The organism is Cupriavidus sp. Met-2 (assembly GCF_049843575.1).
Classification (GTDB): domain Bacteria; phylum Pseudomonadota; class Gammaproteobacteria; order Burkholderiales; family Burkholderiaceae; genus Cupriavidus; species Cupriavidus metallidurans.
Genome location: NZ_JBBHZL010000011.1, coordinates 170363 through 197212 on the forward strand (window position 1 = coordinate 170363; position 26850 = coordinate 197212).

At 64.3% G+C, this 26850-nt stretch carries 19 protein-coding genes; 9 read left to right on the top strand and 10 right to left on the bottom strand.

All coding sequences use genetic code 11. The features are described 5' to 3' along the window. The first annotated feature begins 351 nt into the window (after positions 1 to 351). Both WD006_RS22245 and WD006_RS22250 read left to right on the top strand, forming a co-directional pair. The gene (locus WD006_RS22245; protein WP_029308994.1) at positions 352 to 1734 is read left to right on the top strand and encodes an MATE family efflux transporter; all 1383 of its coding nucleotides are present in this window, start codon (positions 352 to 354) and stop codon (positions 1732 to 1734) included. Between the two features lie 507 nt (positions 1735 to 2241). Then, positions 2242 to 3042: a YecA family protein gene (locus WD006_RS22250; RefSeq protein ID WP_029308995.1), complete on the top strand. Its 801-nt coding sequence runs from the start codon at positions 2242 to 2244 to the stop codon at positions 3040 to 3042. 727 nt (positions 3043 to 3769) lie between these two features. Here WD006_RS22250 and WD006_RS22255 read toward each other — a convergent pair. From WD006_RS22255 to WD006_RS22285, 7 genes are all read right to left on the bottom strand, one after another. Next, positions 3770 to 6184 carry a TonB-dependent receptor gene (locus WD006_RS22255; RefSeq protein ID WP_060784160.1) on the bottom strand — a complete coding sequence of 805 codons (2415 nt, stop codon included), beginning with the start codon at positions 6182 to 6184 and terminating at the stop codon, positions 3770 to 3772. A gap of 10 nt (positions 6185 to 6194) precedes the next feature. Further along, on the bottom strand, positions 6195 to 8429 hold the full coding sequence (locus WD006_RS22260) for a TonB-dependent receptor (protein WP_060784159.1): 2235 nt from the start codon (positions 8427 to 8429) through the stop codon (positions 6195 to 6197). 103 nt (positions 8430 to 8532) lie between these two features. Then, on the bottom strand, positions 8533 to 9519 hold the full coding sequence (locus tag WD006_RS22265; RefSeq protein ID WP_011518958.1) for a FecR domain-containing protein: 987 nt from the start codon (positions 9517 to 9519) through the stop codon (positions 8533 to 8535). A 27-nt stretch (positions 9520 to 9546) separates the two neighbouring features. Then, positions 9547 to 10047 (bottom strand): sigma-70 family RNA polymerase sigma factor, encoded by a 501-nt coding sequence (locus WD006_RS22270; protein ID WP_008643876.1) that lies wholly within the window; start codon positions 10045 to 10047, stop codon positions 9547 to 9549. A 683-nt stretch (positions 10048 to 10730) separates the two neighbouring features. After that, a complete protein-coding gene (locus tag WD006_RS22275; protein WP_060784158.1) occupies positions 10731 to 11714 on the bottom strand; it encodes a Bug family tripartite tricarboxylate transporter substrate binding protein in 984 nt (327 codons plus the stop codon). An 83-nt stretch (positions 11715 to 11797) separates the two neighbouring features. Next, positions 11798 to 13492 (bottom strand): long-chain fatty acid--CoA ligase, encoded by a 1695-nt coding sequence (locus tag WD006_RS22280; RefSeq protein ID WP_060784157.1) that lies wholly within the window; start codon positions 13490 to 13492, stop codon positions 11798 to 11800. A 13-nt stretch (positions 13493 to 13505) separates the two neighbouring features. After that, positions 13506 to 14513, bottom strand: coding sequence for a tripartite tricarboxylate transporter substrate binding protein (locus WD006_RS22285; protein WP_029309969.1), 1008 nt, complete (start codon positions 14511 to 14513; stop codon positions 13506 to 13508). 305 nt (positions 14514 to 14818) lie between these two features. On the opposite strand from WD006_RS22285, the gene WD006_RS22290 reads away from it, so the two are divergent. Then, positions 14819 to 16012 (top strand): AraC family transcriptional regulator, encoded by a 1194-nt coding sequence (locus WD006_RS22290; protein WP_060784155.1) that lies wholly within the window; start codon positions 14819 to 14821, stop codon positions 16010 to 16012. On the opposite strand, the gene WD006_RS22295 is transcribed toward WD006_RS22290, so the two are convergent. Further along, on the bottom strand, positions 15969 to 16895 hold the full coding sequence (locus WD006_RS22295) for a LysR family transcriptional regulator (protein WP_060784154.1): 927 nt from the start codon (positions 16893 to 16895) through the stop codon (positions 15969 to 15971). The genes WD006_RS22290 and WD006_RS22295 overlap by 44 nt on opposite strands. A gap of 292 nt (positions 16896 to 17187) precedes the next feature. Between WD006_RS22295 and WD006_RS22300 the strand changes: the two genes are divergently transcribed. Next, on the top strand, positions 17188 to 18492 hold the full coding sequence (locus WD006_RS22300) for an MFS transporter (RefSeq protein WP_060784153.1): 1305 nt from the start codon (positions 17188 to 17190) through the stop codon (positions 18490 to 18492). A 54-nt stretch (positions 18493 to 18546) separates the two neighbouring features. Beyond that, on the top strand, positions 18547 to 19758 hold the full coding sequence (locus tag WD006_RS22305) for a M20 aminoacylase family protein (protein ID WP_060784152.1): 1212 nt from the start codon (positions 18547 to 18549) through the stop codon (positions 19756 to 19758). 52 nt (positions 19759 to 19810) lie between these two features. Here the strand turns inward: WD006_RS22305 and WD006_RS22310 are convergent, their stop codons facing one another. Next, positions 19811 to 20683, bottom strand: coding sequence for a flagellar brake domain-containing protein (locus WD006_RS22310; RefSeq protein WP_011518966.1), 873 nt, complete (start codon positions 20681 to 20683; stop codon positions 19811 to 19813). Positions 20684 to 21037: 354 nt separating this feature from the next. Here WD006_RS22310 and WD006_RS22315 point away from each other — a divergent pair, with 354 nt between their 5' ends. Genes WD006_RS22315 through WD006_RS22330 form a run of 4 tightly spaced genes read left to right on the top strand, consistent with a single transcriptional unit; the run spans position 21038 to position 25865 of the window. Further along, a complete protein-coding gene (locus WD006_RS22315) occupies positions 21038 to 21292 on the top strand; it encodes a YtcA family lipoprotein (protein ID WP_008643890.1) in 255 nt (84 codons plus the stop codon). Beyond that, complete coding sequence (mdtN, locus tag WD006_RS22320; protein WP_011518968.1) at positions 21289 to 22338, top strand: multidrug transporter subunit MdtN; 1050 nt, start codon at positions 21289 to 21291, stop codon at positions 22336 to 22338. The genes WD006_RS22315 and mdtN overlap by 4 nt, the downstream gene beginning before the upstream one ends. Next, on the top strand, positions 22319 to 24310 hold the full coding sequence (locus WD006_RS22325; protein WP_060784151.1) for an FUSC family protein: 1992 nt from the start codon (positions 22319 to 22321) through the stop codon (positions 24308 to 24310). The genes mdtN and WD006_RS22325 overlap by 20 nt, the downstream gene beginning before the upstream one ends. Further along, complete coding sequence (locus WD006_RS22330; RefSeq protein WP_029309647.1) at positions 24303 to 25865, top strand: TolC family protein; 1563 nt, start codon at positions 24303 to 24305, stop codon at positions 25863 to 25865. Before WD006_RS22325 ends, WD006_RS22330 begins: the two co-directional genes overlap by 8 nt. A gap of 7 nt (positions 25866 to 25872) precedes the next feature. On the opposite strand, the gene WD006_RS22335 is transcribed toward WD006_RS22330, so the two are convergent. After that, entirely contained in the window at positions 25873 to 26724 is an 852-nt protein-coding gene (locus WD006_RS22335) for a 3-hydroxyacyl-ACP dehydratase FabZ family protein (RefSeq protein WP_029309646.1), read from the bottom strand. Positions 26725 to 26850: the final 126 nt, after the last annotated feature.

Below are 26850 nucleotides of genomic sequence, written 5' to 3' on the forward strand. Positions count from 1 at the left end.
GACGGAGATTTTTATCCGGGTACAATTCGTGTCATCAAATCTCACCTCGCCACCATGTCACCAGACAAGTCCAACTCCCTCACGTGTTCCGGTGGCAACCGCCGTGTTGCCAAGAGGCCTGTTCGCCCGACCATCGTAGGGTCGATCCTCGCCTTTGTGTCTCGCAAGGCTTGTCTCGCGGGTATAGGCCACCGCCCGGCGGCGATCGACGACTCGCCGCTGCTGCCGCTTTCGGGAGTCGGGGACAGCCCTTCGGCATAGACACCGAGTCACTCCATTAACCCGCTAGTGCCCTTTCTCGGACGGTCTGCTGTCAATCCGGGCGGGGAGCCCTTTGTCCAGAAAAAGAAAATGACCTCCAGTTCGTCAATCGCACCCGCCGCTCCAGCAACCTCCCGCCCGCTGTGGCGTACATACCTGGCCATCCTGCTACCAATGATTCTGACAAACACGCTGCAGGTTGCGGCCGGAACCATAGATGGCATCTACCTGGGGCAGATGCTCGGCGTTCAGGCCATAGCGGCCGTCTCGGCATTCTTTCCGGCGTTCTTCATGCTCCTGGCGATCATCATAGGATTGAGTACAGGTGCCACGGTGCTGATCGGCCAGGCATGGGGGGCAGGCAACCTGGAGAAGGTGCGCTCCATCGCAGGAACCGCCATTGCATTGGCACTGACCACAGGCATTGTCGTCAGCGTCGCGGGCGGCGTGTTCGCTTCATCGTTGCTGCAGGGGCTGGGAACGTCGCCAGACATCCTGCCCGAGGCCACGCTGTATGCACGCATCATGTTTGTTGGCTCACCACTCATCATTCTGCTGTGGCTGATGACTTCGATGAGTCGGGGAGTTGGTGATGCCGTCTCGCCATTGTGGACATTGGCCGTGGCAACCATCATCACCATGATATGTACACCAGCCCTGATTCGCGGCTGGGGTGGCATGCCTCGATTAGGGGTGGCCAGTGCGGCCGTCTCGACGCTGGTCGCGTTTGCGCTGGCGCTAGCGTGGATGGCTCTCCGCTGGCTTCGCACTTCGCATCCACTGGCACCAAATGTCGAACTGCTTTGCCAGATCCGCTTCGACTTGCCCACGGTACAGCGCATGTTGCGTATCGGCATTCCGTCGTCGCTTCAAATGTTCACGGCGGCATTGGCCGAGATCGTGCTGCTTGGCCTCGTCAATGGCCATGGCTACAACGCAACTGCGGCCTATGGTGCCGTGAACCAGGTCATGAGCTGGATTCAGTTGCCCGCGATGTCCCTGGGCATCACTGCTACGGTTCTGTCGGCGCATGCAATCGGCGCAGGTCGCAACCAGCGTGTCCTCGACATTGTGCGGGCCGGCCTCTGGCTGAACATCGTGGTCACAGGTGCCGTAGTTTCCATCGTGTACTTCATGGCTCCTGCGGTCATTTCGCTGTTCTTGACGGATGGCCCCACTGCCTCCCTCGCTCAGGATTTGCTGCGCACAGTTGCCTGGAGTGTCGTGATACTGGGTGCAGCCAACGTAGTTGTCGGCGCGATGCGCGCTAGCGGTACGGTTTTGTGGCCCGCGATGCTTGGCATGGTATCGATCCTGGGAGTGGAGGTTCCGTTCGCCTATTGGCTGCACAGTCGCATCGGAATTTCCGGGATATGGTGGGCTTACACCGTGGGATTCGGGTCCATGCTGCTGCTCCAGTCGATGTACTTCAACTGGAGCTGGCGTCGTCAGCGCATCGAGCGGCTCGTGTAGCGGACGAAAGCGCTCGTGACTCGAGAGCGCCGAATGGCATGCCGCGGACGCAGGGCGGGGCGGTTTGTGGAATTAGTTGTTTGCCAAAAGGAGATTCTTCGATGGCACGCTCCATAGTCAGCTGATTCATCGGAAGTGCTCCTTCACGTTCAGGTCGAGTCGTGTATATGAGCGGCCGCAGCCCTAGTCGCCGTCGCTTCGTGACTGCACAACGGACGCTCGCGAATCCATACGCAATGACCGAGTTTGGCCGTTCTGGGACATCGACCCATCCGGGCAGCGGATTCGAGTATGGCATGGTGGGACCGGCTGCTACCGACCAACAGGAGCCACTCGGGAGCGGCCGCCGCTCCGGCGAACGGCCGCGGGGATCCACCCGGCTTGGCGCGCGGTGCCGAAACGGCACGGTCTTGCACGTCGTACGACGCACTTCTGCAATGGGGCGGCGCTATACTTCGCGGCGATGCGTCCAGCGCATCCCCACCCCGCACCGAGAGAACCCGCTCCATGACCGAAGCCACCGCCCTGACACCCGATGAACTCCAAGAGCTTGACGATCTGCTGGACGACCTGCGTCAGCGCGCTGAGGAAATCCCGCAATGGGAGTTCTGCGATGGCTTTCTCACGGCCTTGGTCTGCACGCGCCGCCGCATCCCCGCTGCCGACTACCTGCCCATGCTGCTGGGCGACGGCGCGGCGCTCGATGTGGCCGAGGGCAGCCCGCTGCCGTTGCTGCCCGCGTTCCATGAAGCGGCCCAGCAGACCCGCTTTATGGAGCTGTGGCAGCGCCGGTGGAACGAGGTGGAGCACCAGCTCGACCAGCCCGTGGAGACGCTGGAGGACGAACGCACCTTCCATCCCGAGGCCATGGACATCCGCGGCGCCATCTTGAGCTTGCCCCAGGAAGAGCGCGCCGAGATGGATGGGCGGGAAATCCCGTCGTTTGGCCAGGTGTGGGCGCTGGGCTTCATGTTCGCGGTGGAGAACTGGCCCGAGGACTGGGCCGCCCCGCGCGACAAGGAGGCCGCCCAGTGGCTGGACAACGCGCTCGACAGCATCGTCGCCCTGACCGAGGACGACACCGGCCAGCCCGAGGTCTGCATGTACAGCGAGGATGGCCCGCCCAGCACCAGCCAGGCGCGCGTGGAAACCTTCGGCGAGGCGATCTGGGCTGTCTACGACCTGCGCCAGATCTGGAAAAGCCTGGGTCCGCGCGTGGAGGCCGTGGTGAAGGGCGACCAGCCCGGCCGCAACGACCCGTGCCCTTGTGGCAGCGGCAAGAAGTTCAAGAAGTGCCACGGCAGATAAGGGAAAAGCGCTTTCTCGCAGCTTATAGCTGCTTGCTTGCACCTTGTTTTTCGACTGGCGTGCCGGCGTGCCATCGCTGATGAGGCACGCATCGGCCTCAGCCGGGTGACTTAGGGGCAAGGCAGCGGGCTTTCGCAGTAGACTCGCCGCTCACCAAATGCTGTTGCACCTTAAAAACGTGTCGTTGGGCGCCACGAACTCTTTCGTGCATGGAGCCATCCATTCGTTGGCGCCGCACCGCAGATGAATTTCCCATGCGGTGCCGGCCGGCAACCCGGCCATCACCAAGCCGATCAGTGCCATTCAGCCAGAATTTGCCAACTGTCTGCCCGAACTGCTCAGGCGAGTCGCATGAGGGTGGCTGGTCGCCGCCGCCCAACGTCGAGCGACCAGTGGCCAGCCGGCGACTTGCTCGCGGCCGGTTTCCCGCCTCAAAAGGACGGGGCGACGCCGCCGCAGACTATGACCGTGACAATGTCAGGTCTGGACGTGCCATCGCGTTGCCTCCGTGCGGTGAATCGCAAAGTCGACAGCATGGCCAACCCCGACATTTCTATCTGGCTGTAGCCCGACATTAGCATGTAGCCGCTACACAATCAAAAACATAATGTATATTATGTTAAATGGATGATGGGGCAACTATTTGATTGAGGAAGCTGCATATGGTCGCGACATTAGGCAAGCCTGGCGGGTGGGCTTAGGTTGATGTCCCATTGGTAACTGACAATCAGAAGCTGGCAGTTACTGAGACCAATGCGACCCGTGGATCAGCTTGAGCCAGCCCTCCGTAGGCATCAACGGCGGCCCATCCTCGTCTTCCCAGAACGTTGCGAATAGCAAGACGCACTGTCGCGGGGTAGCGCGCGCCACTCACGCGATATCGCATTCCCAGGTCCCAGCGAGTCCACGATGGCACAAGCTGAGTATTCGCCGCATCCACATACTGCGCACCGTTGCTAGAGACGGCAGTGACCAGCGTCAGGCCTGGAATCTGGCGGACGTCCCATTCCGCGCCAAGATTGAGTTGCCACGATGGCACGCCGACCGGGGTCTTTCCAGACAGCGTTGGACTCCCCGAGATCGTCGCGTCGAGCCACATCGCACCGGCGTTGACGCGCACGCCTGGCAGCAACTCGTGTCGTACGCCAAGTTCCAGTCCGCGGTTACGCTGCTCGCCGTCGACCGCAAAACTCGCCCCACTCATCACGCCAACAGGCCTGCTGATCTGGAAAGCGCTGATGGTCGCTTCAAGGTCCTGCCGCGCGAGCCTGACCCCGGCCTCGTACTGGGTAGAACGGTAAGGTGCCATCACCTCCCCTGCGTTTGCCGCGCTTGTCGGCGCGACACCTCCTTTGCTGAGTCCGTCAATGCGGTGCGCGTAGAGTGATACGGCCTGGTTCGGCTTGAACACGATACCGAGCAGAGGGGCTAACGCACCCGCGTCGTAGTGCTCGATCACAACGCCTTCCGGGTTGAAGTTGTCGGAACGAATGCGCTGATAGCGAAATCCGGCCGTCAACTGCAAGGACTCATCCCTTGTCGATACCGTGTCGACAAGGGACAACCCTGTCAGGTACGTCGACGACACCTTGGGCACGCTGGCGGGATCGGCAATCGACTGGGGAGGTAGCGGCACCGGATCGTAGAGATTGGTAAGCGACGTGATCGCAGAGCTCACGAGTCCGCGATTGAGCCGGTCCCTGTAGCCGCTGGCCGACAGTACAATACGATGCGTCATCGGGCCGATGGCAACCCGCCATCGCATACCGGCTTCGGCGCTAGTGCGTGCCACGTCGAATCGGTAGTTCGTATCGGATACGGATACGTCTCCCGCCTCGTTGATGATCGTCGGCGTGATGGCGAAAACGCGCGCCACGCGTGTGCGGCCACCTCCGACGTGGGCGAACACCTGCGTGTTCTCGTCAACGTCGTAGGCAACCCGCGCCAATGTCGCGCCATCATGGATTTCCGAAGACTCCCATGGCTGAGATATGTTGCGATGGCCGTCCGGCGCCGCTGGCACGTCGATACCCGCAACGATATGCAGCAGCCGGAACGGCGCCGATATCCGCTCATACTGGGCGATGACATCGAGGCTCGCGCGCAACTGACTGCCGCGATAGTCGAAAGCCAGCGCCCCTGAGCCGGCATCGCGATGCTGGTTGTCCAGAGCGGTATCACCACCGCGGTAGCCACCATTGAAGCGAATGCCGAACGCACGGTCGCCGCCGAGCCGCCTGCCCACATCGATGTTCGCGCCAAACTGGGACAACGAGCCATAGTCCGCAGCAGCCTCGGTCACGTCCGCGTCCCCTGCCCTCTTCGGCGCGATGTTGATGGCGCCGCCCACGCTGCCGCCAGGTGACATGCCGTAGAGCAGTGTGGCGGGGCCCTTGATCAGCTCCACCCGCTCGACGTACCCCGTCGCAACGCGATAGTTGGACGCGATGCCGTAGACGCCATCGAACGCAATTTCACCGAAGTTACCGTTGCTGTACGGAAATCCGCGAATCGTGAAGGCGTCGAGAATGCCGCCCGGCTTGCTGACCGAGCGAACCGAAGCATCGTTATCCACGACATCGGCCACGCTATGCGCCTGCTGGTCCCGGATCTCGCGCGCGTCGAAAACCCGGGTACTGACTGGCGAGTCCATGCCGCCTATGCTTCCCAGGGCTCCCAGATTCACCTTGCCGGCGATTCCATGACCGGCTTCCGCGCCCTGCGACACATCGGTGCGATAGGCCTGGCCGACTACGGTCACCGTGGGTAATGTCTGCGCGGCTTCCGCCTGCGTGTCGGCGGCAGAGGTCTTGCGAATCAGATACCCTCCATCGCGCAAGTCGACGGCGTAATAGCCAGTCTCGTGGAGCAGGATCCCGATGCCGTCGGCAATCGTATGCAGCCCCGTCAGCCCCGCGCTGTGCAGCTTCCGCAGCGCGTCGGCATCGAAGGCCAGGTCCATCTTCGATGCCGTGGCGAACTGTATGAGCGCCGCGTCCAGCGGACCGGGTGGTATCGAGTAAGTGCGAGCCTCGGCCGCCGCCCCTTGCACGGAACCAGCGGCCGGACAGTCCCGGGCATCCAGGATGATTGCCGTCGCGAGAGCGATCCCGAGCAGGATTTGGCGGCAGCCTATCTGCATGGGCCCTGCATCAGAAGTCCACCGTCACCGAGCCGAGGAACGTGCGCGGCGCGCCCTGCGAGATCGTGCTGTAGGAAGCCACGCCCGACCAGTAATGCTTGTCGAAGGCATTGATGACCGTGGCCCGGAACGTGGTGGTCTTGCCCGACACCTTCGTCCGGTAGCGAGCCCCAAAGTCGACGGTGGTCCACGACGGCACCGACTGCGTGTTGGCCTGGTTGACGTAGGTGCGGCCCGTGTAATTGAGCGCGCCAGTCAATGTCAGGCCCTGCAGCCACGGCAGGTCCCATTCGGCGCCAAGATTGGCCATGAAGTCCGGTACGCCCACCGGCCGGTTGCCCTGCGTCGCAGTGCTATTGGTCTTGGTCAGCTTGCCGTCCAGCCAGGTAATGCCGCCCAGCAGCCGAACACGCCGCACCACTTCGCCAGAGACAGTCAGTTCCAGCCCCTGATTTCGTTGTTCGCTGTCCACAGCGTAAACCGTGCCGAACAACTGGCCGCTCGGCTTGGTCATGCGGAAGGCTGCCAGCGTGGCCATGATGGATCCGGCATCGACCTTGACGCCGACCTCTTGCTGCCTCGTCTTGTAGGGGGCGAATACCTGACCTGCATTCGAAGCAGTGGCCGGTGCGATATCACCCTTGCTCAGCCCCTCGACATAGTTCGCATAGAAGGAAACATTGCGCCATGGCCTGAAGACGATGCCGGCCAGCGGCGTCACAGCGTTCTCGTCATACGAGGACGACTTTGCGCCGGTTGCGGTGTTGTAGTTGTTCGACTCGACCTGTTGATACCGCAAGCCAAGCGTCAAGGCCACGCGATCATCCATGGTGCTGACCGTGTCGACCAGGGCTACGCCGGAGAGCGTGGAATCCGACACCTTGGGAACAAAGCTCGGCGGCGCGATCGACTGCTCGGGGCCCACCACCGGGTTGTAGATATTCGAACGGACCGGCGTTCCCGCGACGTTGGCGTTGGCAATACGATCCGAGTAGAGATTGGCCTGCAATGCAAGTGCATGCTTGACCGGACCGGTGTCGAACTTCGCGCGCACGCCGGTATCGAACGACATCCGGTTGATCTGAAACCTCCAGTTTTGCACTGCGGCGGAAGTATCGCCTGCCGCGTTGAGGATTGTCGGGGTCTGGTCCGAGAGGCGGGACACGTCGGACCGCGTCCCGCCGGCATCGGCATAGACAGTGACGTTGTCCGCCACGTCATATTCGACGCGCAACAGCGTCGAGACGTCGTTGGACTTCCACCATCCCCAAGGCTGCGTGACGTTACGCCGACCATCGGGTGCCGCCGGCACTTCGATGCCAGGAGCCACCAGAAACGGGCGCGTCGGCGCATCGATCCACTGGTACTGCTCGATCAGGTCGAGCGATGCCCGCAGACGGTCGCCGTGATAGTCAAGCGATACGGCCGCCACCTCGCTGCGTGACTTCTGGTTGTCCAGCGGCGTGGGCCCCTGGCGGTGCAAGCCATTGAAGCGAACGCCCCACTCCTTGTCGTTGCCCCAGCGACGGCTCAAGTCAACGGCCCCGCCCACTTGGGCGTCCGATGCATAGTCGAGCGTGAAGCGTGTCAGGTCCGTGGCACCCGCCCGCTTGGGAACGAGGTTCACCACGCCCCCCACACCGCTGTTGGGCGACATCCCGTAGAGCATCGCGGCCGGCCCCTTGAGGACCTCGACGCGCTCCATGTATTCAGGAAAGAGATGGTAGTTCGGCGAAACGCCATACACGCCGTCGAACGCGACTTCCGACAGGTTGCCTTCATTGATCGGGAAGCCGCGAATCATGAACGAGTCGGTGACACCGCCAGTCTGGCCGGTGAAACGAATCGAAGGGTCCGCGTTGAGCACGTCGGCCAGGGTCACGGCCTGTTGATCCTCGATGCGCTGGGCCGTGTAGCTGGTGGTGGAGAACGGGGTATCCAGGCTGCCACGGTTGCCGAGCATCCCGAGGCGGCCGCCGCGCGCGGTTTGCCCGCCCGCATAGGCTGCCGGGAGATCGGTGGAATCACTGGCGGCCACGGCGCTCACCGTCACTGCGGGAAGGGTGGTTTCCGGAGCCTTGTCCGTGGAAGTCTGCGCGATGGCGTTGATCGACATGGCACCCGAGCCGACGGCAAGGCAGAGCATCGCCTGATGGAGTGCGGCAGCAAGTGGCTTGGGCGAAGGGAGGCATGCGGACTGGGTGCTGGTGCGGGATGACAGATGGCGGGATCGGTGTGACGACATGGTTGCGAAGTCCAGAGCGGATTGAAGAGGGTTCCTACAATCCAAGCCGGACAGGTCGTCCAATCCCCTCAATTCATCTCGATTTTTTTTACATCACCCTGTCTCAGGCATGCACCCTGGGCCCGACGCGAACCCAGTAGCGCGTGAAGTACGACACCCGGATTGGCAGCGCCTTCTCCAGAAAACGCAGCGTGCGATCCGTATCGTCGATGCGGTACGCACCCGAGATGACCAGATCCGCCACGGCGGGATCGCAATCGATGCGCCCGTGGCGATAGCGGGCCAGCTCCGCAAGCACGTCGGCCAGGCGCATGTTGCTGCCGGATAGCAGCCCGTTGGCCCAGCTGTCGGGCGACAGCGCGGCGGCATCGCTCAATGCGCTCGTGTCCTGCGTCATCGTCCAGGTCGTGCCCGGTGTGGCAACGGCTTGCGATGGCGCTTTGCCGTCGTGCAGCGCGACCGCGCCCTGCTGCACGCTGACACACGCGCGATCCGCTTCGAGCCGCACCGCGAAACGTGTTCCGAGCGCGCGCATCGCGCCGAACGGCGTTTGCACACGGAATGGCCGCGCTGCGTCGCCGTCGTGCCCAGTCGTGACCAGAATTTCGCCACGCCGAAGCAACACGTCGCGATGTTGGCCATCGAAGCGAATATCGAGGGCGGTCTCGGTGTTGAGCACGACGACCGTGCCATCTTCCAGCGCCAGCCTGCGTTGCTCGCCCACGCCGGTATGCACGTCGGCGGCCCAGCTTCTCCATGGCGATTCGCGATAGGCCATGGACAACCCAAACGCCGATACGCCACCCAGAGCCAGCAACTTGATCGCCTGGCGGCGCCCTGCCTGGCGGCGGCCGCGAATGGTCTCGGCGTTGCGGAGCGTCTCCACAGCCAGCGTCGCCGGCACACGGGGGAATCCATCGCGTAGTGATTGGATGCGTTGCCATGCCAGCCGGTGCCGGGGATCCGCGCCCTCCCAGACCAGAAAGCGCTGGCGCATCTCGTCGCTGGGTTCATTGAACAGCAGGCGGATGGCCCAATCAATGGCCGCATCAATGACTTCTGACGGCAAATCGGCTTGCGAACTGGACATCTTTGCGCCCTGTGCTTGTGCCGGTTGCTAAGCGCCGAACTGCAACGCGTAGCATCGGCGCAGCGCCTGGCTGATGTACCGCTCGACGGTCGCCAGCGACATGCCAATGCGCTCCGCGATCTGCGGGCAAGTCAGGCCGTCGAGCTGCGCCAGCAGGAATGCCGTGCGCGCGTTCGGCTTCAGCGTATCGAGCATCTGATCGATCTCGATCAACGTCTGCAGGAAGTGCAGACGGCTTTCGGGCGATGGCGTATGTGCTTCCGGCAATTGAGCCAGCGTCTCCAGCCATGCTTGCTCAAGTTCCCGCCGCCGCCAGAAATCGATGACCAGCCCATTGGCAATGGTGCCCAGGTAGGTGCGCGGCTCACGGATCTCGACGACTTTCCTGTGAAGCACCCTGACGAATACATCCTGGGCGATGTCCGCCGCATCGCATGCATTGCCGATCTTTCGCAACAGCCAGCCTTGCAGCCATGCGTGATGCCGGCTGTAAAGGACATCGACCTGCGAACGGGTACCTGGATCCATCACGACTACCTCATCTCACCGCAGCGGGTGTCATCAGGTCTTCCAGGACATACGCCGCCAACTGACGGCGCCCCGCTATGGACGAGCTGATTGAGATCCCAAGCCTGATAGGCAGGAAAAACGGCAAGTAGAAGAGGCAACCTGGTGAACATAGACACTGCGGCGGGCACCGCCGTGCTGCACGGCGGTTCAGGAATTTCGGATTCGCATCAGATGCAAATGTAACTTATTCTCACTTACGAAGAAAGAACGTTACTAGAGACACCGCCACATGTGTCGCATACGGCATATGAAATGCCTGGGACGTGACCAAACAAATGCTGCGCCAAGGCGAAACAGCACTGGCCACCGAATCGTCATACGTCGTCAAGAATTGGACACGGCACCGCATTGGCGTGGTGAAGCCAATGGTCTACGCGCGCCTGATCGGCAGCGAAAAGACGTTTCAGGGCAAGACCCTGCCCCGCGATATCGTGCCAACTGGCAAACCCCTGGAATTTCGCGCGATCTTCAACGATGCGCCGCTTCCCGGCGCGGATGTGAGGCGTTCGCACGCGAGGTCGTGCACGACCTCCGCGTCTTATTGTTGGAAAGGCCATCACGGGCCACTGGCGGCCATGGGCTGGGACCTCTCCGCCAAACATCGGAACGTGTCCGATAAACCGCGCGTGATCCGACGGTGTTCAGTCGAGCTGGATATGGGCGTCCTGCACGATCTTGGCCCACTTGGGCATATCACCCGAGACCACCGCCGCCAGTTCCTGCGGCGCCGACCCGACCGGTTGCAGGCCCATACCCGCCAGCTTCTGGCTGATTTCAGGCAGCTTGACGATACGCGCCACCTCGGCGGCCATACGGCTGGTCACGTCTTTCGGCGCATTGGCGGGCAGGAACAGCGCAAACCATCCGCTAGGCTCAAATCCCGGCAAGCCCTGCTCCGCGAACGTCGGCACGTTCGGAATCGCCTTGTAGCGCAGGGTACCGGTAATGCCCAGGATCTTGAATTTGCCGCTGGTCAGGTACGGATACGCCGATGTCACATCGACGAAAGCCGAATCCACCTGGCCGCCGAGCAGATCGTTGAGCAAGGGCGCAGCCCCCTTGTACGGAATATGTGTCAGTTCGACGCCGGTCTGCTGCCGTAGGAGCTCGCCGTGCAGATGCGACGAAGTCCCGTTGCCGTATGAACCGTAACTGAGCTTGCCGGCCTTGGCCAGCGCGATGAATTCACGTAGCGTGCTGGCCGGAACGCGGTTGGGCACGACAAACAGGTCGGACGATTTGGCAATCAGCGAGACCGGCGTGAAATCCTTGTTCACGTCATACGGCATACGCTTGTAAAGGCTGGGCGACTGGATCAGCGCGGTGATGGCCAGCAGCACCGTGTAGCCATCGGGCGCGGCCTTGGCCACGGTATCGTTGCCCAGCATGCCACTGGCGCCGGGCTTGTTGTCGACGACCACGGGCTGGCCCCAGGCTTCGGCCAGCCGCTGGCCGATCATGCGGCCCACAGTATCGGTGCCGCCGCCGGCCGGATACGGCACGACCAGCCGGATCGGCTTGCTCGGGTAGCTGGGCTGGGCCAGTGCCTGGCCAACGCCGCCCAGCATGGCGGCGCCCGCCAGGGTGCCGGCTTGCGCCAGCCAGGTTCGTCTGCTCGTTTGCATGAAGCTGTCTCTCTCAAGAACTGGATTCGGTACGCCGGATACGTCGGATACGCCGGATACGCCGGATACACCGGCCTCCCCCCCTATGCCCGCATGGCGTCTTCCTGCAGCGCCCGCCACTGGATCTTGCCGGTGGCCGATTTGGGCAGCGCGTCCACGAACTCGACGATGCGCGGCACCTTGTAGGCCGCCAAACGCTCGCGGCACCAGGCCATGATGCGTTCCGCATCGGCCTCCGGCGTGCCGCGCGATTCGGGGCGCAGCGCCACCACGGCCTTGACCGTTTCGCCGCGATGCTCATCGCGCGCGGCGATCACGCAGGCCTCGTGGATGGCCGGGTGGCCGTAGAGCAGGTTTTCCACCTCGGCCGGCCAGACCTTGAAGCCGGACGCGTTGATCATGCGCTTGAGGCGGTCGCGCATGAAGAAATAGCCTTCTTCATCCATGAAACCGAGGTCGCCGGTGCGTAGAAAGCGCTTGCCGGCGATTTCGATGAAGGATTCCGCATTGGCCTGCGGGTTGTTCCAGTAGCCCTGCATCACCTGACCGCCGTGGACGACGATCTCGCCGATCTCGCCCTGCGGCAGTTCGGCGAGCGATTCGGGGTCCACCACGCGGGCATCCACGCCGAAGGTGGCAATGCCCAGGCACTCACGCTTGGGCTTCTGGCGCGGGTTGGACAGCAGGAACGACGCGGTCTCGGTCATGCCATAGGCCTCGACGTACGGCAGGCCGAAGCGTTCCTGCAACATATTGGCCACCGCGTCGGGCATGGCCGCGCCACCGCCACCCAGAAAAGCCAGGCTGGAAAGGTCACGCCGGGCCACATCGGGCTGCGCGAAAAAGTCCACCAGCATGGCCGGCGGCGCGCCCCAGGCCGAGACGCGGTAGCGCTCGATCAGATCGGCGGCAAGCGCGCGGTCCCAGCGCGGCATCAGCACCACGGTGGCACCCAGGTAGATCGGCGAATGCATGCAGTTCTGCATGCCGAGCAGGTGGAACATCGGCGCCACCGCGAGCACCACCGATTCCGGCGAACTGCTGCGCCAGACTTGCGAGCCCACCGCGGAACTCATCATGGTGCCGTGGGTATGCATGCAGCCCTTGGGATTGCCCGTGGTGCCGGAGGTATATGCCAGCATGCAAAGCGTGTTGTAGCCAGCCTCGTGCGCGCGCGGACGCTGGCCAGCATTGCGCGCGGTGTCCCAGTCCACTGGCATGGCGCCACCTGGGGCCGCGCGCGACGCGGGAGCAGGCTCGCGCAGCCAGGCCGGAACCGGCAGGCCACCATCGTCGCGCAGCATCCCCGCGTAGTGGTACGTGATCACATGACGCAGCGCCTTGCCATGCAGCGACGCGACGCGCTCATACAATTCGCTGCCGCAGAACGCGGCCACCGCCCCGCTATCGGCAACCACATGCTCCAGTTCGGCTTCCAGCCACATCGGATTGGCTGGCACGACCACCGCCTCGGCACGCAGGATGGCGTAGTACGCCACGATGAACTGCGGGGCGTTCTGGCTGTAAAGCACTACCCTATCCCCGGGCTGAATGCCGCAGCTTTGCTGCAGATAGCCGGCCATCCGTTCGACGTCATCCAGCAGTTCCGCATAGGTGATCGCGGTGCCGAAATACTGGATCGCCGTCTTGCCGGGATAGCGCCGCGCGGCCACTTCCAGGTTGTGGAACAGGCTGGTCTGCGGCACATGCAGCGTGCCAGGCAGGCCGGCAGGCCAGGCGGGAGAACGGTAAGGCTGGGATGTACTGGCGGACTTCATGTCAGGCAAAGGCTCAATCAAGACGAATGTTGTGGGTACGGATCACTTTGCCCCAGCGGGCATAGTCGGCCTGCACGGTCTGCGTAAAGGCATCGGGCGTGCTGCCGGTCAGGATCACGCCCATGTCGTTCATGCGCATACGCACCGCGGGGTCTGCCAACACCTTGTTGACGTCGGCAGAGAACTTCTCGACGATCGGCCGCGGCGTGGCGGCTGGCAGCAGCAGGCCGAACCAGCCCAGCGAATCCATCCCGGAAACGCCGCTCTCCTTGAAGGTCGGCACATCAGGCAGTTGGGGCGAGCGCGACGCGCCGGTCACGGCAAGCGCGCGCAGACGCCCGGACGCGGCGTGGGGCTTGGCGCCCATTACCGAGATCACCGCGGATGGCACCTGGCCACCGAGCAAGTCGTTCAACTCCGGCGCCTCGCCCTTGTAGGAGACGTGGATCATGTCTAGGTTGGCGGATTCGTTGAATATCTCGCCGTAGAGATGGCCGCTCGAGCCTGTGCCAAACGATCCGAAGGAGTACTGCTTGGGCTTGGCACGGACCAGCGCGATGAATTCCTTCAGGCTGGTGGCCGGCACTGCACTACTGTTGATGGCAAACACCAGGTTGGTGGTACCAAGCTCGGATACCGCCGCGAAGTCCTTGACTGGGTCAAAGGGCGCCTTGGTGTAGAGGCTCGGCGCCTGCACGAGCGTGGTGATGGTCAGCAGCGCGGTGTAGCCGTCCGGCTCCGCACGGGCCACGGCATCGGCGCCGATCATGCCGCTGGCACCGGGGCGGTTCTCCACCACGACCGGGCGCTTCCAGGCCTTACCGAGGCCATCGGCAATCGCCCGCGCCAGCACGTCGGTAGCCCCGCCTGCCGGGAACGGCACCACAAGGCGCACGGATTTCGACGGGAAAGCCCCTTGGGCCATGGCGGTACCGGCGCCAGACAGGCCAGCAAAGGCACCTGCCAGCGCCAGCGCTCCGGTGCCAAGACGCAGCAATGCACTCCGGCGATTTGCCAGCATGTGGTTGTCTCCTTTCTTGTTGTCCTTTTTTCCCGGGTCGCTGCCGAGTCCGGCGATGCCGGCGATGCCGGCGGCGATCCGCCCGGCTCCGGACTTCTGCATAGTGAGAGAGTGCGTGATCCGGCACGGTCTGGACAATGACCAGACAACCCAAAATCATTGGCCGAATCGTTCAGACGGAAGGCAGGCTTTGGCAAATCCCGATTGTGTGGCGCGAACCGGGCGCGGTAAGGTCCGCATCAGCCCGGCATGCCGCCATTGCGCGCGGCAGGGTTCCGGAGCTGCCCTACACGACGAGGAGACTCATGCACATCGTTGCCACTCCCGCTCACCGGCACCCCGTGCCGGGCAAGCAGCGCAGCACCGTTGTACCGGGTCCGGCATTGGCTGGCACTACTGGCACTACCGGCACCATCATCGCCCCGCTTGCGGCAACGGCAACGCCAGCCCGCCATACCATCGCCATCCATCATGTCGACCAGATCCTGCTCGGGGTGCGCCGACTGGGATTCGACATCGATGCCCTGCTGCGGCGCGCCGCGATCTCTCCGGCGCTGCTGGCGTCGCCGAACGCGCGCGTGACCCAGGACCAGTACGCCGCGCTGATCCGTACGCTGCGCCGCACCACGCGCGACGAACTGTGGGGCCTGCTTAGCCGCCCCGTGCCTCCGGGCGTCTTCGCCCAGGCGGCCGGCGCAATGATCCATAGCGCCACCCTGGAAGAAGCCATCCAGGCCGGGTTGCGCCGGTACCGGCTGCATATCGACGAATTCACGCCACGGCTGCACCTCAGCCCCGATGGCAAGACCGCTTCCCTGATATTGCACGGGCATGCGCCGGCCTCGCCGTGCCAGATCTTCGCCAAGTCGACCTTCGCGTTCCATGCTTACGGCCTGATCAACTGGCTGGTGGCACGGCGTGTACCCCTGTCGCGCGTCGATCTGGGTTCGGGCCCGCCCCAGGCGCTGACCGACACCGAGCGCATCTTCAATACGACGGTCCGATACGGGCAGTCCTGCACGGCCCTGCACTTCGATGCCGCCTGGCTGCGGCTGCCAGTGATGCAGGATCCCGCTGGCCTGCGCGAATTCCTGCTTGAGACCCCGCACAAGCTGCTGGTGCGTTATCGCGACAATAGCTGCCTGGCGGAACGCATCCGGCTGCACCTGCGCTCCCACCTGGATGACGAGCTGCCGTCGCTGGAGCAGATGGCGCAGATGCTGCGCCTGACACCGCAAACCCTGAGCCGTCGCTTGCGCGATGAAGGCCGCGGTTACCAGAACATCAAGGACAACCTGCGCCGCGACGCGGCGATCGGCATGCTCGAGCACTCATGCCTGTCGCTGCAACAGGTGGCGCTGAGGCTGGGCTTTTCCGAGCTGAGCACCTTCCACCGCGCATTCAAGAAATGGACCGGCGTCGCGCCCGGCGAGTACCGGCAGCGCGGCATGCAACCTATCTCGCCCATCCAGGACGATAGCCCTCGGCAAAGTGCCTGATTTCCTTGCTGAACTCGGCACAGACATGCGTCATCAGGTCCATCGAGCGATAGACCAGGTAGACGTTGAAGTCCGGCAGTTCGTCTTCCATCGCTAGCACCTCCAGCGAACCGGGGTCCATGCGCAATGGCCCGCCAGTGCCCCGGAAAACGAAGTCCGACCACATGCTGATAAGGTCGGTCTTGGTGGCCAGCTGCAGCCCCAGTAGATTGGATGCGCTCTGCACGACCCGGCGCGGTATTTCCAGTCGGTGCAATCGCATCAGGCTTGATATCGGGCTGCCGGGGTCATCGAGCGGGTCCAGCACCAGCCAGTCGGCATCCAGCAGCGGACGCAGCCGGCGGACACGCCGTAGTGGATGGCCCGGCCGCACGGCCAGACGCATCGGCACCGAGAACAAGGACTCCCACTGGAGTCCGCCCGCTCCCGGCCCGCTATTGGTGGAGATCAGCCCGAGATCAAGCCGCCCCTCCCGCAGCCCCTCCTGAATCTGCTGCGGGCGCTGCTCGAAGCCACGCAAGGCGACATTGGGAAAGCGCTTGCGCAACGCCGCCATGGCATCGGGCAGCGGGCCACTGGAGGCCACGGCGGTAAACCCGATATTGAGTTCGGCTTCCGCATGGCCGCGTATGGATTCGATGTCTTCCAGCGCGTGACGCAGTTCCTGTTCGACCACGGTCGCGCGCTTGACCAGCGCCATCCCGTACGCGGTCAGGCTCACGCCGCGCACGGAGCGGGACAGCAGCGTGACGCCAAGCTCTCGCTCCAGTTCAGCGATGGCCTTGGATAGCGCGGGCTGCGAAATATGCAGCCCGCGTGACGCCTCGTGGATGCTGCCGTGCTGCGCCACGGCCAGCAGAATGCGCAGTTGATGTAGCTTCACGTTCGCCTGGTCTCCCCTCTTCTCCGCGCCCGCTGCGGCGTCCCGACCGGACCATGCCCGCATCAGGTGCGCATCAGGTGCTTCGCGCGCCTGTGCGGTGCACCATGCGTCCGGTCGCTCGCGCCAGCACTTCCGGGCTTTCCCCGATAGCCGGTGAACACTGGTTATGACGGTGATTCTATTTGGTTATCGGGATGAATATTTGCGATTTTGTAGGTTCGCGACTTCCCCGAATACTTCATCGCCAAGGGTTCCTGCACAGAAGCCCGTCCCCCACCCTCGGAGACCACCGATGAATGACGTCACCCTGCAGCCGGCTCTTTCCCCCGCACCGGCTGCTGCCGAGCCACGACGAACCAGCCAGGCCCGGCTGATCGCCGCCTGCTCCATCGGCAACGCGCTGGAAATGTATGACTTCACCGTCTACAGCTTCTTCGCGCTCATGATCGGCAAGCTGTTCTTCCCCTCCGAGAGCGCCTACGGTTCGCTGCTGCTGGCCGTGGCAACGTTCGGTATCGGCTTTGTGATGCGGCCGCTGGGCGGCTTCGTGATCGGCAACTATGCCGACCGCCACGGGCGCAAGGCTGCCATGACGCTGACCATCGGCCTGATGGTGGTTGGAACGCTTTGTCTGGCGGTGGCCCCGACGTACGCCACGGCGGGCCTGCTTGGCCCGCTGATCATTCTGGCGGGGCGTCTGCTCCAGGGCTTCTCGCTGGGCGGCGAGATCGGTGCCTCCACCGCCATGCTGATGGAGGCTGGCGGTATCCGCGGGCGTGGATTTCGTGTGAGCTGGCAGCTTGGCAGCCAGGGCATCGCCGCCCTGTGCGGCGCGCTGACAGCGGCGGTGCTGTACGGCAGCCTGTCGCCAGAAGCGCTGCAGAGCTGGGGATGGCGCGTGCCATTCTTCCTGGGCTTGCTGATTGCGCCTGTTGGCTTTTACATCCGATCGCATCTGGACGAAACGCACACGGCCGAGACCCATGCGCCAAGCCCGCTCGGCACGCTGTTCCGCGAGCACGGCACCCTGGTGGCCAAAGGCGTCCTCACCATCATCGGCGGCACCGTCGGCACGTATCTGGTGATCTATTTCATGCCGACCTACATGATCCGGGAACTGCACCTCCCGGCCTCGCTATCGCTACTGGCAGGGTGCGTCACGGGTCTGACCAGCTTTGCCGCGTCGCTCTGCTCCGGCTGGCTGGCCGACCGCCTCCAGCGCCGCAAGCCGCTGGTGGTCGCCGCCATCCTGTTCACCGTGGTGGCCCTCTATCCGGCCTTCTGGCTGATGACGCACTACCCCAGCGTGCCGCTGGTGCTGTCGCTCTCCGCGCTGCTGACCGCGAGCCTGTATCTGGGAACGACGCCACTGCTGCTCATGATGATGGAGATGCTGCCGATCAAGGTACGGGCCAGCGGCCTGTCGGTGATCTACGCCATCGGCGTCACGGTGTTCGGCGGCTCGTGCCAGTTCGTCGTCACCTGGCTGCTGGCCCGCACCGGCAATCCGCTGTCCCCGGCGTTCTACATGATGGCCTGCAGCGCCGTGACACTGCTGACCGTGCTGACCCTGCGCGAAGTGCGCGAAACCCACTGACCTGCCAGCATCCGCCAGCACCCGCTAGCCCCTTTCCCCGCAAGGAACCCTGACATGACCAAAGCACCCACGCTCCAGCCCTTTCAACTGCTGCCCCATCTGCTGCCTCCGGTCGACATCGACGCCGAGACCTTCGTCAACATCCGTCGTCAGATTCACGCCCAACCCGAACTCGGCTTCGAAGTCGGCGCCACCAGTACGCTGGTGACGCACCTGCTGCAGAGCTGGGGCTATGACGTCCACACGGGTATCGGCAAGAGCGGGGTGGTAGGCCAGTTGAAACTGGGCAACGGCGCGCGCCGGCTGGGCATTCGCGCCGACATGGACGCGCTGCCCATTGTCGAAGCCACCGGCCTGCCCTATGCCAGCCGCAACCACGGCAAGATGCACGCCTGCGGACACGACGGGCATACCGCGATCCTGCTGGCTGCGGCGAAAGCGCTGGCCGACAGCCGCAGCTTCGACGGCACACTCAACCTGATTTTCCAGCCTGACGAAGAGAACCTCTGCGGCGCGCGCGCGATGATCGAAGACGGGCTCTTCGAGCGCTTCCCCTGCGACGCGGTTTTTGCGCTCCACAATATGCCGGGCGTGCCGGCGGGCAGTTTCCGTGTGTTGCCGGGGCCGGTCAGCCTGTCTTCCGACGTGGCCGACATCACCATCAAGGGCGTGGGCGGGCATGGGGCGATGCCGCACCGCGCGCGTGATCCGATTGCAGCATCCGCAGCGATCGTGACGGCACTGCAAACCGTGGTAGCCCGCAATGTGGCGCCAGACGACACTGCCGTCGTGTCGATCGGTTTCATTCGTGGCGGCGCCACCCACAACGTGATCCCCGAATCGGTAACTCTGGGCGTCAACGTGCGCGCGGCGCGCGCGGAAACCCGGGCGATGGTGGAGCAGCGCATCCGCGAGATTGTCAGCCTGACCGCGCAGGCCCACGGCGTCGAGGCACACATCGACTACCGCCAGCTCACCCCGCCCATGGTCAATACCGAAGCCGAAACCCGACTGGCGCAGCGGATCTGCACCGATCTCGTGGGGGCGGAGAACGTCGTCACGCAAGCCCCGAAGGGACTCAACGGCAGCGAGGATTTCGCCTGGATGCTCAATGAAGTCCCGGGCTGCTACCTGATCCTCGGCAACGGCGAAGGCGAATTCGGCGGCTGCATGGTGCATAACCCCGGCTACGACTTCAACGATCAGGTGCTGCCGCTTGGCGCCGCCTGCTGGGTACGGCTGGCGCAGGCGTACCTGACAGCCTGACGGCCTGACTGCCTGAGCCCCGACCGGCCGCCACCGGCCGCCCCGTCGGCGGCTAGTCCTTCGCCAGCTTTGCCGGACGCATGGTCGCGCTTTCCAGCAACTGTTCGTGGACGAAGGAGCGCAGCAGCAGCGCCTCGCGTTCGCCATAGCCGTCAAACGCCACGCCGACGCTATGGTACGGTGCGGCGGCGCCAGCATTCGGGTCCTGCCGCGTCCAGCCCTCCAACGAGAAGGTCGACTTGATCCCCCCGGTGCGGAGCGTGAACGCCAGCCGCACCTGCAAGCCCGGCGCGGTCAGCGCGTCGTTGGCCGTGGAAACCGACACGCCGCCGGTACTCAGGTCCGTGATCAGCACGGTCTGAGGGGCTTCGGCCCCGTCCACACGGGACATTCGTCCCGCCAGCCGGACCGGCACACGGATGCTGCCACGCATTTCACGGGCATCGACATGGCTGATGTCCGTCAGCATCCAATAAGGGAACGGCGTGCGCGAAGTCGCCCGGACACGTGCCGAAAAGCTGTGGATGCTGGTGCCCGTGAAACCGCGGACCAGCACCAGATCGCCGTCGCAGGGCTCCGCAGACATGCCGGCCAGGCCGGGCCACGCCACGAACACGGCGTCATCGTTGAAACCGATCAAGCGGCTCACCCAGGCGCGTTCCAGATCGCCCGGTCGCTTGACGTGCAGCAGCGTGCCGACCAGCAGCCCGTAACCGCCGGCCCATGGGGGCGATGGCTCGTCCGGCCTGAGCGGCGCCATGTCGTCCGCCCAGAAACAACGTCCCGCCTGCAGCACGAGCGCAACTTCGTCCCCGGTCTGGAAGACGGTTCCCTCATCCGCCACGGGAAAGCCCAGTTCATCGACCAACGCCGACTTCAGTGGCTGTCCCAGCTCGATCTCATTTGCCAGAATTTCCCTTCGCATTGCAGTCTGCCCTTGATTCTTCCCTGTCTTCCCTGGTCGTGCCTGTTGGCCCTTACTCTACCGCCGTATCTGTTGCAAGCGTTCGAGTGCCCTGTTCGAATTACCAATCAATCACCTTTGGACAAGCGTCAATGTGCGCTGTTATATTGCCTGAGCCGATTTTGTCTCGGTTTCATGCATGTGAGCGACGCTATCCATGACCTCTGAACTGTCCACGTCTACAACCGGTCCCCGGTATTCCGCTCGCCAGTTTCCTGAATTTGCTGATACATCAGCCCATCGGCTTCCCGAGTGATGCGGATGCCCGGTGCTTTTTCCCCGAAAACCGTTGCCCGGCTTGGGCTTCGGGCTCGCATGGCCATTATCGGCACGTTGACTTGTCTACTTGAAGGATGCGCCGGAGCGCCTTCGGTCGGCCTGTTTGGCGCTTATTTTCCATTGTGGCTGTTAAGCGCCGTCATCGGTATTTTCGGCGCCGTGGTTTCGTACCGCGTGTTCGTGAAAACCGGTTGGGCGGAAACTGTTCGTTCCCAATTAATTGTCAATACAGCAATTGGCCTGATCATCGCCGAGATCGTCTGGCTGATCGGTACGGGGCATCTCCTATGAAAATGGCCGGCGTTCAAAAGGGGCCGCTGCGCGGCCGGGTCATTACCCTGGCCATCGTGCTGGTGGCCGTGTTGCTTTCCGTCTATGCCTATGAGCGCACCGTGCACCATCCGTCGTCGGACGATGCCACGCTCGACGCCGATGTCGTTCATGTGGCCTCGCCGGTAGGCGGACGCATCGCCCGCATCGCCGTCACCGAGAACCAGCACGTAGCCAAGGGCGACGTGCTATTCGAAATCGACCCTGTGCCTTACAAGCTGGCGGTGGACCAGGCGCGGGCAGACCTCGAACTCGCGCAGGCGGGCCTCGGCACGCGGCGGCGCACGATCGTCAGCGAACGCGCGGCCGCGTCGATCGCCTCCGAGCAGACCACGCGCGCGGCGCAAAACTACGCCTTGACGGCACGCACGGTGGAACGCCTGCGCCCGCTGGCCGCCGATGGCTACGTGCCAAAGCAGCAGCTCGACCAGGCCCAGGTGGCGCAGCATGACGCGGCGGTCTCGCTCAAGCAGGCGAACGTCCAGCACTCGGCATCCACGCAAGCCATCGGCAACGACGACGACGCCATCGCCGCGGTCCACGCCCGGGAAGCCGCGCTCGCAATCGCCCAGCGCGCGTTGCAGGACACCGTAGTCCATGCCCCGCAGGAAGGCCGCGTCACCGGGCTCTCCGTGCTGGCCGGTGAAGTCGTGATTCCAAACCAGTCGCTGTTCCTGCTCGTTCATACCGGCGAATGGTTTGCCGTGGCGAACTTCCGGGAGACATCGCTAGCCGATATTCATATCGGCGACTGCGCCACGGTCTACTCGATGATCGACCGGCGCAAGGCGATACGCGGCACCGTGACCGGCATCGGCGCGGGCATCACCGATACGGAACGGCTCAACCTGCCGCGCTCGCTGCCCTACGTGCAGGCCTCGGTGAACTGGGTACGCGTCGCCAAGCGTTTCCCGGTTCGCATCCGGCTCGAAGATCCGCCCGAGACGCTGGCCCGCGCCGGCGCCAGCGCAAACGTCGAGATCCGGCATGGCGCAGCCTGCCGCTGACAAGCTGCGCCTCGGCCTGGGCGACATCGGCGCCCTGCTCGCGCCGACGCCCGGCCGGGCGGCCGCCACCACCCGTATCACCGTGGCGAGCGTGCTGACGGTGCTCGTCACCGCCATCTACGGCACGCCGGAAGCCGCTATCTCTGCCTACGTCATCTTCTTCATCAACCGGGAAGATCGCACCGTCAGCATCGTGATGAGTGTGGCAGCGTTGGTGCTGGTCAGCCTGATCATTGGCCTGGTGATCGTGCTGGCCAACTTCAGTGTCGACGATTCGCTGCGGCGGCTGGCCTTCATGGCCGTCCTGTCGGCCGCGCTGCTGTTTCTCACGTCGGCCAGCAAGCTTCGGCCGATCGGCGCCATCGTGGCAATGATCATCGGCTTCGGGCTCGATGAACTCGGACTGGTCCCGGGCGGAGAGGCCGCCACGCGCGCCCTGCTCTACGCGTGGCTGATGGTAGCGATTCCGATTGGCGTGAATGTAGCGGTCAATCTCGTGATGGGACCTTCGCCACGCCGGTTGGCGGGCGACCGGCTCGCCCATTGCCTGCGCATGGCTGCTGCCAGCCTGCGACAGGAGGACGCCGCCCCGGCCATGCTCGTCCCGCTGCTGCGCGACGGCACGCAACCCGTCGGCATGTGGCTGAAGCTGGCGAAGATCGAGGGGCTGTCCCGCGCCGAAGACCTTGCGGCGCTGCGACGGGCCGCCGCGTCGACCACGGCCATTCTGATCGCCGCCGACATGGCGCTCCGGCAGCCGAACGCCCGCTTGCCGGCCGCCTTCCGCACCCCGATTGCGGACACGCTCGATCAGATGGCGGCGATGCTCCAGGCGGGCGGCTACCCGGTGGAAATCACGCTGGCGCTTCCCGCGCTCGAATCGCTCGCGCCAGTGCAGCAGGCCATCGCCGTGGAACTGCGTGACGCCATCGTCGGCTTCACCGATGCGGATGCACCGAGCGCACAGGCCAACGCGGCCCTCGCCGAGGCCCCCAACGCAACGGAAGAGAAAAAAGGCGGATTCCTCAGCGCGGATGCCTTCACGAATCCCGAGCACATCCGCTACGCGCTCAAGACCACCGGCGCGGCAATGTTCTGCTACGTGCTCTACCAGCAACTGAACTGGCCCGGCATCCATACCTGCTTCATCACGGTCTACCTGGTATCGCTGTCGACCGCGGCCGAAACGGTCGAAAAGCTCTCGCTGCGGCTGGCTGGCTGCCTGATCGGCGCGCTGATCGGCACTGCCGCGCTGGTCTATGTCGTACCGTCGATCGATTCCGTCGGTGGGCTCCTGATGCTGGTCTTCGCGGGCACATGGGTGGCCGCCTGGGTCGCGCAGGGGTCGCCCCGTATCTCCTATGCGGGCTTCCAGATCGCGTTCGCGTTCTACCTCTGCGTGATTCAGGGAGCCGGACCCGGCTACGACCTGACGATTGCGCGGGACCGGACCATCGGCATCGTGATCGGCAATCTGGTGACATTCCTGGTCTTCACGCGCATCTGGCCGGTCAGCATTTCAGGGCGGATCGAAGCCGCGCTCCATGACATGGTGCGGCAATGGCGGCAACTAATTGCCACGCCGCGGCGCGAAGCACAGCGGCAAAACGCCGCCGCCGCGTTGGCGCTGCATGGCGCCATCACGCAGGACCTGATCCTGGCCAGATATGAGCCGGCATTGGTCGGCCCCGGCACTGACTGGATCGAGGCCCGCCAGCGCCATCTGGCAACGCTGGACGCCGTAGCCGGTCCGCTTTTTCTGCTGGCGGAGCGATTTCCGGGCGATCCGGAGGTCGATCGACGTCTGCAGGCCGTTCGCATGGATGGCCACGCGCCCGTAACAAGCGCGGCCCCGCTTTCTCCGCAGCATTCCCCGCGCGACGCGCTGCTCGCCCTGGTTGACCGGCATCTCGCCGCTCCGCGCCAGGACGATCCGCCGGCCGCCGCCACCGGATCACCGTTGCATGCCTAGAACAGGATTACCGATTTTCCCGCTGATGCTGCTCGGCGCCAGCCTTGCCGGTTGCGCGACGGCGTCGCTCGACCTTGCGCCGGAGCAGCCCGATCGTCCGTGGCAGCCTACGACCACGGCATCCGGAGAACTCGTGCCGGGCAAGCCCTCCGCAACGGCCAACACCGGCAAGCCGGCCGACTACCGGCTGCCAGCCAATTCGGCGCTGGCGTCGATCACACCGCCAGCGGCACTCGATCCGGCGCATCCCTACACGTTGCCCGAGCTGATCGACATGGCCGAATCGGCGAATCCGATCACACGCGTGGCCTGGAACGATGCACGCAACGCCGCGCTGGCTGCGGGGATCGCGAAGAGTAGCTATCTGCCGCAGATCTCCGCTTCCGCGCTGGGCGGCTACCAGAACGGGCACGGTTCGGTATCGGGCGCGCTCGGATCAGTCGGCACGAATTCGTCGGGCCACGGCGGCGTGGGCGTGCTGTCGCTGCAATGGCTGCTGTTCGATTTCGGCGAGCGCGCGGGCATTGTCGAAGCCGCCGAACAGACTTCGCTCGCGGCAAATATCGCGTTCACGGCCGCCCACCAGCGCATCATCCACGACGTCAGCGTGGCGTTCTACCGCTATCAGGCAGCGCGCACCCGCGCGGGCACCGTGCAGCAGGCCATGGAAAACGCGGACGCCGTGCTGGCAGCCGCCAAGTCCCGCTTTCAGCGCGGTATCGGCACCGTTGTGGAAGTTGCCCAGGCCACACAGAATCGCGCGCAGACCAACCTGGCGATGGTGCAGGCGCGGGGCGCGGAGACCGATGCCTACCTGGCGCTGGTCACCGCGATCGGCATCTCGCCATTGTCGAAGCCGCGTATCGCCGAGATGCCAGTCCGTCCGCTGTCGCCGGCGCTGCAAAGCTCCGTCGAGCAGATCGTGGAATCAGCCATCGCGCGGCGACCCGACGTGCTGGGCGCCTACGCAATCGAGCGGGCCAGCCAGGCCAAGGTCAAGGCGGCCGAAGCCGAATTCCTGCCCAAGGTGTTCATGTCGGCGTTCACGTCGTATGCGTCGGGCGGGTCTTCGATTACGGCGATCCCTTCGGTGGCCCAGCAGGCGCCAACCGTGAACCTGAATGGCTACCGCTATGGCGCCAGCGTGTTCCTCGGCATTACCGTGCCGATCTACGACGGCGGGCTGCGATCGGCGGTGCTGACGCAAGCGCGCAACGACGCCGACAGCGCGTCGACCAAACTCACGCGGGCCAAGGAAGAATCGGTGCGACAAGTCGTGGTCAGTCAGAGCGCGCTCGAAACCAGCCTTGCGGCATACGAAGCCGCCAAGGCCCTGGCCGACGCCGCCCAGATCACGTACGACGCCGCGTTCGCGGCCTACCGCAAGGGCGTCGGCACGGTCACGGATGCCAACCTGGCCCAGAACCAGCTACTGCTGGCGCGGAATGCATCGGCCGACGCTTACAGTGGCGCGCTATCGGCGGCAGCCGCGCTGGCCCTGGCCACGGGAGCGGTCGGCGCGACACCTGAGCCGGGCGGCTGGGCACCGCGCTGAGCGCTGACTACGCGCCCGCCAAGGGCTGCTCCGGTCCGATCATGACCACGAGACTGCCTACGTGGATGACGGACTCCTCGCCGATCCGGATGTCACCACCAAAAATCACGGCATTGGAGCGCAGGCGGTCGATGCGGACATCCAGCGTCAGTACCGTGTCGTAGGGAATGGTCCGATGCACGGTAACGTCGCGCATCAGCCCGACCAGCACCTGCGCCGGCGAGGCGTTGTCCTGGCTCAGGCAAAACAGCGTGACGCCGGCCTGGCCGAACGACTCGATCGCCAGTGAGGCCGGATATGCGGCGGGCGGGTGCGCCCCCAGAATCGGGGATTCACGGTTGATGACCTTCGTGGCCAGGATGTGCTCACGCGGAGTGAAGCTGCGCACGGTGTCCAGCAGCAGGAATGGGTAGCGATGCGGCAGCAGGCGGGCGATGTCGGGATGCGTCAGCGCCGGTGCCTCGCTGGCAACGTCACATTCGAGCGGCGCCGAAACCGGCTCCGCGTTCGGCACGCACACGATCGTGGCTTGCACACGCGCATTGCCCTGAACGTGCGCCACGGCAAGACACGTAATCTGATCGCCGTCGCGCTCGACGATGGACACATCAAGTTCGACGACATCTCCGGGCACGACCACGCCGAGGTACTGAACCCGTTTCACGCGCCGCGCCCAGGCCTCCTGGCCGAACGCCTGACCGGCCAGCGCCGCGGCCATGATCAACATGCGATCGAGCATCAACGCGCCGGGGTAAACGGGATTGCCTGGGTAGTGGCCCAGCGCGAACAGATCGGTACCGCTGACAAACAGCCGGTCGCGCAGCGCAGTGGCCGCGCAGGGAATCTCGGAATGCGACATGAGGAGGCTCGACAAGCAGGCGGAATGATCCGTCAGGCTAGAGCACCGAAGCAGCCCGCCGTTTGCGTTGACGCAATCTGATGCAATCTGGGCGATGCCCCGGGGGCCAGGCTTGGGAATACCGCT